At 65.6% G+C, this 11701-nt stretch carries 14 protein-coding genes; 7 read left to right on the forward strand and 7 right to left on the reverse strand.

From position 1 onward, the window contains the following. A partial coding sequence (locus tag M9H71_RS20330; RefSeq protein ID WP_455406730.1) for an SLC13 family permease occupies positions 1-927 on the reverse strand: 927 nt, incomplete at its 3' end. Between the two features lie 280 nt (positions 928-1207). Here M9H71_RS20330 and M9H71_RS20335 point away from each other — a divergent pair. After that, positions 1208-2263 carry a YeeE/YedE family protein gene (locus tag M9H71_RS20335; RefSeq protein WP_455406731.1) on the forward strand — a complete coding sequence of 352 codons (1056 nt, stop codon included), beginning with the start codon at positions 1208-1210 and terminating at the stop codon, positions 2261-2263. Between the two features lie 235 nt (positions 2264-2498). After that, positions 2499-2951, forward strand: coding sequence for a DsrE family protein (locus M9H71_RS20340; protein WP_455406732.1), 453 nt, complete (start codon positions 2499-2501; stop codon positions 2949-2951). On the opposite strand, the gene M9H71_RS20345 is transcribed toward M9H71_RS20340, so the two are convergent. The 3 genes from M9H71_RS20345 to M9H71_RS20355 form a co-directional block, all read right to left on the reverse strand. Next, complete coding sequence (locus tag M9H71_RS20345) at positions 2866-4071, reverse strand: YeeE/YedE family protein (RefSeq protein ID WP_455406733.1); 1206 nt, start codon at positions 4069-4071, stop codon at positions 2866-2868. The genes M9H71_RS20340 and M9H71_RS20345 overlap by 86 nt on opposite strands. 75 nt (positions 4072-4146) lie before the next feature. Next, the gene (locus M9H71_RS20350) at positions 4147-4521 is read right to left on the reverse strand and encodes an ArsR/SmtB family transcription factor (protein WP_164604204.1); all 375 of its coding nucleotides are present in this window, start codon (positions 4519-4521) and stop codon (positions 4147-4149) included. A gap of 60 nt (positions 4522-4581) precedes the next feature. Continuing rightward, a complete protein-coding gene (locus M9H71_RS20355) occupies positions 4582-4986 on the reverse strand; it encodes a thioredoxin fold domain-containing protein (RefSeq protein WP_455406734.1) in 405 nt (134 codons plus the stop codon). A gap of 40 nt (positions 4987-5026) precedes the next feature. Between M9H71_RS20355 and M9H71_RS20360 the strand changes: the two genes are divergently transcribed. Both M9H71_RS20360 and M9H71_RS20365 read left to right on the forward strand, forming a co-directional pair. Continuing rightward, the gene (locus M9H71_RS20360; protein WP_455406735.1) at positions 5027-5770 is read left to right on the forward strand and encodes a cytochrome c biogenesis CcdA family protein; all 744 of its coding nucleotides are present in this window, start codon (positions 5027-5029) and stop codon (positions 5768-5770) included. A 28-nt stretch (positions 5771-5798) separates the two neighbouring features. Further along, positions 5799-6383, forward strand: a complete 585-nt coding sequence (locus tag M9H71_RS20365) for a SoxW family protein (protein ID WP_455406736.1) — start codon at positions 5799-5801, stop codon at positions 6381-6383. A 227-nt stretch (positions 6384-6610) separates the two neighbouring features. Here the strand turns inward: M9H71_RS20365 and M9H71_RS20370 are convergent, their stop codons facing one another. The 3 genes from M9H71_RS20370 to soxA all read right to left on the reverse strand — a co-directional run bounded on the left by M9H71_RS20370 (position 6611) and on the right by soxA (position 8776). After that, entirely contained in the window at positions 6611-7108 is a 498-nt protein-coding gene (locus tag M9H71_RS20370; RefSeq protein WP_455406737.1) for a GlcG/HbpS family heme-binding protein, read from the reverse strand. 124 nt (positions 7109-7232) lie between these two features. Continuing rightward, a complete protein-coding gene (soxX, locus tag M9H71_RS20375; protein ID WP_455406738.1) occupies positions 7233-7940 on the reverse strand; it encodes a sulfur oxidation c-type cytochrome SoxX in 708 nt (235 codons plus the stop codon). Between the two features lie 14 nt (positions 7941-7954). Then, positions 7955-8776, reverse strand: coding sequence for a sulfur oxidation c-type cytochrome SoxA (soxA, locus tag M9H71_RS20380; RefSeq protein ID WP_455406739.1), 822 nt, complete (start codon positions 8774-8776; stop codon positions 7955-7957). Between the two features lie 186 nt (positions 8777-8962). Between soxA and soxY the strand changes: the two genes are divergently transcribed. The 3 genes from soxY to soxB all read left to right on the forward strand — a co-directional run bounded on the left by soxY (position 8963) and on the right by soxB (position 11635). Continuing rightward, the gene (gene soxY, locus M9H71_RS20385; protein WP_455406740.1) at positions 8963-9427 is read left to right on the forward strand and encodes a thiosulfate oxidation carrier protein SoxY; all 465 of its coding nucleotides are present in this window, start codon (positions 8963-8965) and stop codon (positions 9425-9427) included. Positions 9428-9464: 37 nt separating this feature from the next. Beyond that, positions 9465-9794, forward strand: a complete 330-nt coding sequence (soxZ, locus tag M9H71_RS20390; protein ID WP_455406741.1) for a thiosulfate oxidation carrier complex protein SoxZ — start codon at positions 9465-9467, stop codon at positions 9792-9794. A gap of 143 nt (positions 9795-9937) precedes the next feature. After that, positions 9938-11635, forward strand: a complete 1698-nt coding sequence (gene soxB / locus M9H71_RS20395; protein WP_455406742.1) for a thiosulfohydrolase SoxB — start codon at positions 9938-9940, stop codon at positions 11633-11635. Positions 11636-11701 lie beyond the last annotated feature (66 nt).

Consider the following 11701-nt stretch of genomic DNA (forward strand, 5'->3'; position numbering starts at 1 on the left):
GCTGCGCTTGCGCGCGGGCGCCTCGTGCTCCTCGCCTTCGGCCGACGGTGCTTCCTGCAGATTGGTCGCCTTGATGAAGGCGGCGATGGCGTCGCCCGAGCCTCTCACCACCAGCAGGTCGTCCGGCTCGATGGTGTAGAGCCGGGCGCCGCTCCGCCGCAGCGCGCCGTCGCGGATCAGGCCGGTGATCAGCACGTCGGCGTTTTCGGCATCGTCCTCGAACTCGGCGACCAGTTTGCCGACCGCGGGCGACTCCTTGCCGACTTCGAGTTCGGCCTCGAACGAGGATTCCGAGGCGAGGTCGGCGGCGCTGTCGCCGCGGCGTGGCACCAGACGCCAACCGATCAGCGCGACGAAAATGACGCCGGCAACCGCCACCGCGATGCCGACCGGTGCGAAGTCGAACATCCGGTACGGCTGGCCGAGCTGTTCGGCGCGGATAGAGGACGCGATGATGTTCGGCGGGGTGCCGATCAGCGTGGTCATGCCGCCGAGGATGGTGGCGAACGACAGCGCCATCAGCGTCATGCCCGGCGGCCGGCCCGCTTTGCGCGCCGCCTGGATGTCCATCGGCATCAGCAGCGCCAGCGCCGCGACGTTGTTAATCACCGCCGACAGCGCCGCGGCGATACCGCCGACCAGTGCGATGTGGATGCCGATCGGCCGCTTATCGTCGACCGCCCATTGCGCCACTACGCCGAGCACGCCGGAATTCTCGAATGCGCGCGAGGCGATCAGCACCAGCGCGACCACCACCACCGCGGGATTGGAGAAGCCGGAGAACGCCGCATCCTGCGGCACCAGCCCAAGCGCCACCGCAACGAACAATCCGGCCGCGGCGACCAGATCGTGGCGGAACCGGCCCCACACCAGCATCGCCAGGATGGCGGCGAACAGGGCGAACAGCAGAATCTGGTCGAGCGTCATGGCGCGGATCGCAGTCTCGATAGGTGTGGTGGAAGCGGGACGGAACTTGCCGGTGGAACGGAGCGGCGGGTCTCAACGCACAAGCTGCGGAACCGTCACCATCGACGGGAGAATAATTTCATCCCTTGCGCCGCGCAGAAAGGAGAAAACTCTGCTCCATCCCCAGGTGCTGCAACTTCCTGCTTAATTTTCCTCACGTATTTACCGCTTTTGCTGCGATGCGTACATCCAGCCCCGGAACAGGCGCGACCTTGGAGCGCGCCGGCTGGAGGACCGAACGATGCAGGTGCCGGAACTGGTGATCGTCCTAGGCTTTGCGATCGGTGCCGCATTCGGCGTCGCCGGCCTGCTCAGCGGCTTCTGCCTGATGAGCGGGCTGCGCGATTACTGGACCAAGGACGACGGTCGCAAGCTGCGCAGCTACGCGGTGGCGCTGGCGGTCGCGATCGCCGGCACCCAACTGATCGCCGGGCTCGGCTATGTCGACATCGGAAAGTCGCTGTATCTGCAGCCGTCGTTCTCGGCGCCGCTGATCTTCCTCGGCGGCCTGATGTTCGGGCTCGGCATGGTGCTGGCGAATGGCTGCGCCTCGCGTGCACTGGTGCTGCTCGGCAAGGGCAATCTGCGCTCGTTGCTGGTGGTCGGCATCATCGCGGTGGCGGCGCAGATCACGCTGAAGGGGCTGTTCGCTCCGGCGCGGCTCGCCTTCCTGCAGTGGACCCAGGTGTCGCCGCCGCATGTCTCGGTGCCGTCGCTGCTCGGCGCCGCGGGCCTCGGCGAAGCGTTCGCGCAGATCGCCGCGGTGCTGATCGCGGCCGGCGCGCTGCTGGTGTTCGCGTTCTCCGATCGCAGCTTCCGCCGCGCCGGCGGTCAGATCGCGGCCGGCGTGGTGATCGGCCTACTGATCGTCGCCGGCTGGCTCACCACCGGTTACTTCGGCGCCGACGACTTCAACCCGATCCCGGCGACCTCGCTGAGCTTCGTCGCGCCGCTCGCCGATACGCTGCAATACGCGATGTTCTCCACCGGCCTGACGCTGAGCTTCGGCGTCGCGCTCGCGGTCGGCGTGTTCGTCGGCAGCGCCACCACTGCGTTGCTGACCGGCCGCTTCGCGCTGGAGGGATTCACCTCGGCGCCGCACATGCTGCGCTCGACGCTCGGCGCCGCGCTGATGGGCTCGGGCGGCGCGATGGCCTATGGCTGCTCGGTCGGGCAGGGGCTCACCGGCCTGTCGACGCTGGCGCTGCCGTCGTTCATCGCGGTCGCCGGCATCGTCGGCGGCGCTGCGCACGGGATCCGCCGCTTCGCCCCGGTGGCGGCGCTCGCCACGCGGTGAGTCCCTCACACCGGAGTCATTCCGGGGCGCGAGCGCAGCTCGCGAACCCGGAATCTCTCTTCGAGCTATCTCGGGATTCCGGGTTCACGCGTTTCACGCGTGCCCCGGAATGACGAACCTGAGATTCCCTTTCGACTTGACGGCAACGTGATCACTTGGTCCCGCTGATCCTTTGATGACAGCGGCGACCGGTGTGGTTAGTTTGCGCGGCAAACAACATTCGGGGAGGATCACGATGAAGTCGCTGTTCAAGGTCGCCGCCGCGGCGGTGCTGCTCACGGTCGCTGCGGCGCCTGCTTTGGCCGCCGACGCCAAGCCGCACCGGGTCGCCATTCAGGTCGACCAGAACGATCCTGCGGTGATGAATCTTGCGCTCAACAACGCAGCCAACATCATCGACTACTACAAGGCCAAGAACGAGGACGTTCAGGTCGAAGTCGTCACCTTCGGCCCCGGCCTGCACATGCTGCGCGCCGATTCATCGCCGGTGAAGGATCGCATCAAGCAGATCAGCGACGCCGCGTTTCCGTCCAGCATCAAGTTCGCCGCCTGCGACAACACCAAGAAGGGCATGGAGAAGCACGAGGGCCATGCCGTCAGCCTCATTCCGCAAGCGAGCGAGGTGCCGTCGGGTGCGGTCCGTCTGATCGAGCTGCAGGGCGACGGCTGGGCGTATTTGCGGCCGTAACCGTCGCGTCCTCGCGGCGGCTGCGCAGCAGTTCGCGCCAGCCGTCGAACCGGCGACGGATCAGCTCACGCGGCGATCCGTCGACCAGCACCGCGATGCCGATCCGCGCGCCCAGCATCATGCCGAGGATCGCGATCGGCCACGACAGCGCCATCACCGAGCCCGCGGTGATGCCTTGGCCGATGGTGCAGCCGCCGGTCAGAATGCCGCCGAATCCCATCAATGCAGCCCCGGTGACGTGGCGGCGCATCTCGTGATCGTCGTCGAACGCCTCCCAGCGTAGTTCGTCGGCGCGCCACGCCGCCAGAAACGAGCCGAGCACCACGCCGAATACGGTGCCGACGCCGAAATCTGCGAAATTGGCGACGTTGAGCAGCCCCGCATACACCGCTTTGCCGATGGTGGAGACGAAGGTCAGGCTCTGCGGATGGACCGGACCGGCGAACGGATCTGCCAGTTTCGTGGTCGCGAGCCAGCCGACCACGGTCAGCACGCCGAGTGCGACTCCGGCAGCCAGGAGACGCGGCGTCCGCCGCAACCGTTTGTCGCCGAGCGCGATCAGGCACAGCGCGCCGCCGCCGAGCGCTGCGATCACCGCGCGCAAGTCCATTCCGGAGAGATGCTGGACCAGGGTCGCGAGATCGGTGTTGATGCTGTCCGGCATCGTCAGCGCGAACCGCTCCAGCACGGTGATGCGAAAGCCGGACAGCATCCCGCGCAGCGTCGCATAGGCGGCGCCGCCGAGCACCAGGATCACCACGAAGCTGCGCAGATCGCCGGTGCCGAGCCGCACCAGCGAGCCGAACCCGCAGGTGCCGACGAACGCCATGCCGACGCCGAACAGCACGCTGCCGATCACGATCGAGGCCAGCGGCAGCGCCGGCGCGGTGTAGTTGGATTGGCCGGGGTCGAGCTGGCCGGCGATCACCAGCGCCTGGGTGCCGAGCAGCGCGATGCCGAGCGCCAGACCGAAGATGCGCAGGCGCCTGGTATCGCCGCCCATCAGCGCGTCTTCGACGGCGCCGAACGAGCACAGCCGCGCCAGCCGCACGAAGAAACCAGCGGTGACGCCGACGCACAGGCCGGCGAGCGCGAGCATCCAGGCGGATGCGTCCTGCATGGGGTTCCCTCGGTTGCGCGCAGGCGTGCGATGCGCCCTTGCGTCGCTTATTGGTCGCGTCGCGCGCGAGCCCGATTACTTCTGGGCGTCTCGCGCGGACGAGCAGAAGATATCATAGATCACCGAGATGACGCGACGGACGTCGTCGTTGGCGAGGCTGTAGTAAATAGTCTTACCGTCCCGCCTTGTGTCGACCATGCCGTCGTAGCGCAGCCGCGCGAGCTGTTGCGACACCGCCGACTGCCGCAGCGACAGGATGTTCTCCAATTCGCTGACCGAGCGCTCGCGTTCGGCGAGCAGGCACAGCAGCAACAGCCGGTTCTCGTGCGACACAGCTTTCAGGAAGTTGCTGGCCTTGCGCGCCCGGCGCATCAGCATGTCGAGCTCGGGCGAGTATTCCGCGCCGTCGCGGAGTTCGGTCTCGATATCGGGTTCGAGGATCGAGGTCATGGCGATCAGCTATCGTTTCGGTTGGCGTTGCAAGATGTCGTTCGCAGCATATGCAGCATATCAGGTGTGGCCGCGCTGCGGTGGCGGCGTCACCTTGGCGGCCAGCGCGCCGAGCAGGCCCCAGAAGGCGTCATCGTTGATGTAGCCGGTGATGCGGCCGATCTCGCGGCCCTGGTCCATCACCACGAAGGTCGGCGTGAACCGCACCGGACTTGCAAGGCCGAGGCCCGGGTCCTTGGCGTGGTCGATGTTGATGCGGCGCAGCGGCAGCAGCTTGGCCTCAACGGTCTTGGGATAGATCGGGCCGACGTCGCGGTCCCAGCGCGCGCACCAGACGCAGCCGTCGCGTTCGAACATCACCAGCTCGGCCGCGTGCGCCGCCGCAGCCGTTAGCTGCGCCGCACACAACAGAATCGCGCCGATGAGAGTCGATTTCAGCATCTTCCGGCCCATGATGTGATACATATAGACGAATTCGCATGTATGTTCCAGGGGCGGAAACGCGGTGGTTTCGAATATCTCGCTGGTCGGCGCCTTCGGGGCCGGGGTGCTGTCGTTCCTGTCGCCCTGCGTGCTGCCGCTGGTGCCGCCATATCTGTGCTTTCTGGCCGGCGTCAGCCTGGACCAGCTGACCCGCGGCGCTGACCAGCCGTCGAAGGCAATCGACTGGCGCGTGGTGGCGTCGTCGGCCGCCTTCGTGCTCGGCTTTTCCACCGTGTTCGTCGCGCTCGGGGCATCAGCCTCGGCGATCGGCAAGGCGGTGACCGAGCATTTCGAAGCGCTCGGGATCGTGGCCGGGGTCATCATCATCGTGCTTGGGCTGCATTTCCTGGGGCTGTTTCGGATCGGCCTATTGTATCGCGAGGCCCGGTTCCACAACGTCAGCCGCGGCGTCGGCTTTCTCGGCGCCTACGTGGTCGGCCTGGCATTCGCGTTCGGCTGGACGCCGTGCGTCGGGCCGGTACTGGCGACGATCCTGCTGGTCGCAGGCGTCGAGGGCTCGGCGGCGCACGGCGCGGTGCTACTCGGCGCCTATTCGCTGGGGATCGGGCTGCCGTTCCTGCTGGCGTCGTTGTTTTCCGGCGCGTTCATTCGGCTGATGGCGCGGCTGCGGACGCAGATGGCGACGGTCGAGAAGGTCATGGGCGGTGCGCTGGTGCTGACCGGCGTGCTGTTTCTCACCGGCGCGATGCCGCGGATTTCAGGATGGCTGCTGCAGACCTTTCCCGCGTTCGGCGAGATCGGCTGACGGAGCCCGGCCACAGGAAGGACTGGTGATGACGAAGGCTTCGTTCTCGCGCCGCGGCGCCATCGCCGCGCTGGGCATCGGCGCATTGTCGCTGCGCAGCCTGCCGGCTGCCGCTGCGGAGCCGGTGCTCGGCGACGACGGGTTGTATCAGCTCGACTGGTACTTGCAGAGTTTCCTCGATCTGAAGGAAGACCTCGACGGCGCCACCGCCAAGGGCAAGCGCTTCGCGATCCTGTGGGGGCTGAAGGGCTGTCCATTCTGCCGCAAGCTGCACGAGGTGCACATGCGCGATCCGGTAATCGAGAGCTACATCCGCGACAATTTCGAGATCGTGCATCTCAATCATATCGGCGCTCGCGAAGTCACCGATTTTGGCGGCAGCAAACTGAGCGAAAAGGCGTTCGCACAGGCCTACGGCATCCGTTTCACCCCGTCGCTGCAGTTCTTCCCCGAGAGCGCCGATGGCCTCGCCGCCAAGAAGCCGCAGGATCGCGAAGTCGCCCGCATGCCCGGCCTGCTCGAGCCGCCGGAGTTCCTGGCGATGTTCAAATACGTTCGCGACAAAGGCTATCAGTCGATGCCGTTCACCGACTGGCTGAAGCGGCCGGTGTAGGGAGCGCCTTACTATCAACGTCATGCCGGGGCGCGCGTAGCGCGAGCCCGGAATCCATAACCATCACCTGTGAGTATGGATTCCGGGCCTGCGCCGCTGACGCGACGCATCCCGGAATGACGAACGAGATTTTGTCGGTGAAGGCGGTGCGACGAGTCTGTCCATCGTTATTGCAGGGCCTCGTCATTCCGGGTTCGCGCTGACGCGCACCTGGAATGACTCGCGCGTCAGAAGTCCAGTTTGTCCTTGATCGCGTCGATGCCGGCTTTGGCGCAGGCTTGGTCGGCGTCGCCGCCGGGGGCGCCTGAGACGCCGATGCCAGCGACAAGAGAGCCGGCGGCTTCGATGATCAGTCCGCCGCCGAGCACGACGACGCCGGGCAGGTTGCGCAGGCCGGACTGCGGCATGCCGGGCTTGGTCATGTCGGCGAGTTCGCCGGTCGCGGTCTTGAACGACACCGCGGTCCAGGCCTTGCCGGCCGCGGTGGTCGGGGTGTGGGCGCCGGAGAAGCGGTCGCGCAGCATCACTTGCGGCAGGCCGCTGCGATCGACCACCGCCACCGCGACCTGGAAGCCCTGCTTGCGGCATTCGCCGAGCGCCGCCTTGGCGGCGTCGAGCGCGAGCTCCGGGCTGAGCGATTTGGTGGTCACCAGCGCGTCGTCGGCGCGGGCTGGAGCGGCCAAGACAGCGATGGCGGCCAAGGCAAGACCGATTCGATCAATCATTCAATTGCTCCGCTTCGTAGTTGTCGTCATTGCGAGGAGCGAAGCGACGAAGCAATCCAGGGGGCAGTGCACGGAGCTCATGGATTGCTTCGCTTCGCTCTCAATGACGCAGGCTTTGGTGGTGTTATTCCTTGTTCACCGGGGATTCCGGATCGAACAGGAACGCCATCACGTCCTTGATCTGCTGTTCGCTGAGGAAGCCGTTGGTGCCGAACCGCGGCATGTTCGAGCACGGCACCACCGCCTGCGAATTGTAGATCTTGGTGTAGGCCTGCTTGATCTCGGCTTCGGTGTAGTTGCGATCCTTGCCGTAGTGGGTGAGGCTCGGGCCCAGTGTGCCGAACGAAACTTCGGACTTCGCCATCTGGTGGCAGGCGTAGCAATTGCCGCCGTGCACCGTCTCCGGCTTGTCGGAGAACTGTCCGCCGCGGCCGTTGTTGGCGATCTTGGCGCCGGCCTTCCAGTCGCCGAGCAATTTGCCGTCGGCCGGATACACCACCTTCTTGATCTCGCGCTGCATGATCGCCTCGGCGACGTCGTGCGGCACCTCGTTGCGATATTTGTTGCAGGCCTGCATCGTCTCGTCGGGGACGATCCGCTTCTGCCAGTCTTCCGGCGCCTTGCCGAACGTCGCCTTGATGTAGGCGTCGACGGTTTCGGTGGAAACCTTATGGGTCGGCGCAGGCTTGGCGGCGTCGGCGGTCTGCGTCGCGGCCTTGCTCATCGCGTCGGATTTCTGCGGGACCGCCTTGTCGGCCGCATGAGCCGCGATCGAACCGCCGGCCAACGCGCCGAGCGCGAGCGCCAGCATCGAGACTTTCATCCTCGTCATGCTTCGTCCTCCCCTCAGCGCTTGATCGACGGCACGGCGAGTTCGCCGCCCGCCGCGATTTTGTTGAGATACAACGTCAGGGCGGTGATGCCTTCGGAGCCGTATTCCGGCGCCGGCCAGCGCTGCTGGCGATAGCAGTCCCAGATTCGGTGCTGGAAGGTCCGCAGCGCGCTCTGCGACACGCGGTAGGTCGGCCAGCTCGCCATCGTCACTTGTGCGTCCTTGCCGGGGCCGGCGAGGTAGGGCAGCGCCTGCAGACGGATGCGCTTGCCTTCGGCGCCGTGGCAGGTCGAGCACGAGAAATCCATCACTCCGCCGCGGCGGTGAAACAGCTCCTCGCCGACCGCCGCCATCTCCTGCTCCTTGGGATGGCTGAGTTGTGGCTCGATCTTCATGCCGCTGGACTTGTTGGCGATGTACGCCACCAGATCTTCCATGTCCGAGGTCTTGCCGGGGCCGGAGAAGCGGCGCGCGACGATGTCCTTGGTGTCGAGGCCCTGGATGTTTTGCATGCACCACAGTAGGCGCTGCTCGAGGTCCATCACCTTGTCGGCGTCCTTGAAGTAGCGCGGCAGTTGAGCGAACGCGCCTTCCAGCTTGCCGGCGCCGAGGCCGAGATCGCAGCTCTCCAGCGAGACATTCTTGGTGCCCCGCTTCTCCGCCCAGAGTTGTTCGCCGCGATCGACGGCGAGGAATCCGGGGTTCGACATCGGGTCGGAAATCATCTCGCGATAGCGCTCGATTTCCTTCTCGCTGGCGTCCTGCGCCTTGGCGACGATCGGCATCGTGCAGAACACGATAGCGATCACCGCCGAGATAGCGGCGATGCGTCTCATGGGTCCTCCCTCCTCCGGCGACCGTCTTGTGAGTTGCGGCCGATGACACCTCGGCTTACGGCCTGGCATCTTTACATTCAAGAAAAACAATATAATGATGTTTGCGGATCATGACCGATCGCGCTTGCAATCGTCAAGCGTTAGTATGGCAAGGGATGCGAAAGACTCCCTGAAGGAGGATGCCCAATGGTGTTGATGAAGACCAAAACGAGCCGCCGCGAGGCTCTGGCGCTGGCGGGCATCGCCGGCCTCGCTGCGCTGCTGGCGCCGCGGATGTCCTTCGCCGACGCGGCGATGGTCGATGCGGAGATCAAGAAGCTCTACGGTGACAAGAAGTTCGACAGCGGCAAGGTCAAACTCGACGTGCCGGAGATCGCCGAGAACGGTCTGGTAGTGCCGATCACCGTCGACGTCGAGAGCCCGATGACCGAGGCCGACTACGTCAAGGCGGTGCATGTGTTCGCCGACGGCAACCCGGCGCCGGGCATCGTCAGCTACAAGTTCACACCGGCTTGCGGCAAGGCGTCGGCCTCGACCCGGATGCGTCTGGCGCAGACTCAGAACATCATCTGCATCGCGGAGATGTCGGACGGCAAGTTGTACTCGACCAAGTCGAGCGTGAAGGTCACCATCGGCGGCTGCGGCGGCTAATCCGGCAACGGCAATAATCGAAGGCGAGGAAATTCCAATGTCCGTCAAACCGACCCCGCGCGTCCGCGTTCCGACCCAGGCCAAGCCGGGCGAGCTGCTCGAAATCAAGACGCTGATCTCGCACGAAATGGAATCCGGTCAGCGCAAGGATTCCTCCGGCAAGATCGTGCCGCGCAAGATCATCAACACCTTCACGGCCCAGTTCAACGGCAAGACCGTGTTCGAGGCCGAGTGGAATCCGGCGATCTCCGCCAACCCGTACCAGTCGTTCTTCTACAAGGCCTCGGAGAGCGGCGAGTTTGCCTTCCTGTGGAAGGACGATGACGGTTCGGTCTACGAATCCAAGCACAAGCTGACCGTCGCCTGATCGCGACGGCCGGACCGACTTCGCAGTAATCGTCGCATCACCGGGAGCCTTTGCGGCTCCCGGACTGCGGACCTGTGACCTGATCGAAAGGCTGCCGGCGACGGTGGCGGTGCCCAACGCGGCGCGTAGCAAGGGATGGAACGATGATCTCGAGGCGGGAATTCCTGCAGGCGACGGCCGCCGCATCGGCGCTGACGATCGCCGGCGGCCTGGGGCCGATCGGACAGGTCGCGGCGCAGCAGCGGCTGACGCAAGCCGACATCCTGAAATTCGATCCGCTCGGCACGGTGACGCTGCTGCACATCACCGACACCCATGCCCAGCTCGTGCCGCTGCATTTCCGCGAGCCCTCGGTCAATCTCGGCGTCGGCGAGGTCAAGGGTAAGCCGCCGCATCTCACCGACGCAGAATTCCGCAACTACTTTCACATCGCCACCGGCTCGCCGGACGCGTTCGCGCTGACCGCCGACGACTTCACCGCGCTCGCCCGCAACTATGGCAAGATGGGCGGCTTCGATCGGATCGCCACCCTGGTCAACGCGATCCGCGCCGAGCGCGGCGCCGACAAGGTGCTGCTGCTCGACGGCGGCGATGCGCTGCAGGGAAGCTGGAGCTCGCTGAAGAGCAACGGCCAGGACATGATCGACGCGCTCGCCGGGCTCAAGATCGACGCGATGACCGGCCATTGGGAATTCACCTATGGTGCCGACCGCGTCAAGGAAATCGCCGAGAAGGCGCCGTTCGCGTTCCTGGCGCAGAACGTCCGCGATGTCGAATGGCAGGAGCCGGTGTTCGAGGCGCGCAAGACGTTCGAGCGCGGCGGCGTGAAGATCGCGGTGATCGGTCAGGCGTTGCCGCGCACCGCGGTCGCCAATCCGCGCTGGATGTTCCCGAACTGGGAGTTCGGCATCCGCGAGGAGGACATCCAGAAGCAGGTCGAGGAAGCGCGCGCCGACGGCGCCGCGATCGTGGTGCTGCTGTCGCACAACGGCTTCGACGTCGACCGCAAGCTCGCCGGCCGGGTCAAGGGCATCGACGTCATCCTCACCGGCCACACCCACGACGCCATGCCGGGCGTGATCAAGGTCGGCGATACCGTGCTGGTGGCGTCGGGCTCGCACGGCAAATTCGTGTCGCGGCTCGACATCAAGGTCGAGGGCGGCAAGGTCGCCGACTTCCGCTTCAAGCTGATGCCGGTGTTTGCGGATGCGATCGCGCCGGATCCGGAGATGGCCAAGCTGGTCGAGAAGCTGCGCGCGCCTTACGCCAAGGATCTCGCACGCGTCGTCGGCAAGACCGACTCGCTGCTGTATCGCCGCGGCAATTTCAACGGCACCTTCGACGATCTGATCTGCGACGCGATGCTGAAGCAGCGCGACACCGAGATCGCGCTGTCGCCCGGATTCCGCTGGGGCGGCACACTGCTGCCGGAGGACGCCATCACCTGGGAGGCGATCACCAACGCCACCGCGATCACCTATCCTAACTGCTACCGCACCGAGATGACCGGCGAGCAGCTCAAGAACGTGCTCGAGGATATCGCGGACAACATCTTCCATCCCGATCCCTACTATCAGGGCGGCGGCGACATGGTGCGCACCGGCGGCATGGGCTACGCGATCGACGTTTCCAAGGAGATCGGTTCGCGGATCTCCGACATGACGCATCTGGCGACCGGTAAGCCGATCGAGGCGTCGAAGAAGTACACGGTGTCCGGCTGGGCCAGCGTCAACCAGGGCACCGAAGGTCCGCCGATCTGGGAGGTGCTGGAGAAGCACGTCGCCGGCGCCGGCCCGGTGAAGATCGAGCCCAACAGCGCGGTGAAGGTCTCCGGCGCGTGAGGCGCGCCGGAGCCGCGCATCGGCGCGCCCCACACATTCACGTATCGCAATGAGAAAGAGGCTAGC

The sequence above is a fragment of the Rhodopseudomonas parapalustris genome, from assembly GCF_053772255.1.